The organism is Pseudomonas sp. BJa3, from assembly GCF_026343815.1.
Lineage (GTDB): Bacteria > Pseudomonadota > Gammaproteobacteria > Pseudomonadales > Pseudomonadaceae > Aquipseudomonas > Aquipseudomonas soli.
Window position 1 is genome coordinate 1 of the sequence record NZ_JAOXMC010000394.1, and the last position, 251, is coordinate 251.

At 69.7% G+C, this 251-nt stretch carries 1 protein-coding gene; it reads left to right on the forward strand.

The features are described 5' to 3' along the window. Positions 1-23: 23 nt before the first annotated feature. The coding region (locus tag OH705_RS28155) for a dihydrodipicolinate synthase family protein (protein ID WP_267303561.1) at positions 24-251 on the forward strand (228 nt) is incomplete at its 3' end.

The following is a 251-nucleotide window of genomic DNA, read 5'->3' on the forward strand; positions in this document are numbered from 1 at the left end:
TCCTCCCACCGAGAGCCATTCCCTTGCACCTTTCCGGCAGCATCACCGCACTGGCCACGCCGTTCCTGGCGTCGGGCGAACTCGACCTGCACGCTTGGCGCGCGCTGCTCAAACAGCAGCGGGATGGCGGTACGCAGGGCGTGGTGGTGGCCGGTTCGACGGGTGAAGCCGCCGCGCTCTCCGACGAGGAATACGACACGCTGCTGCGCATCGCCGTCGAGACGGTGGGCGGCGCCTTGCCGGTGCTGGCC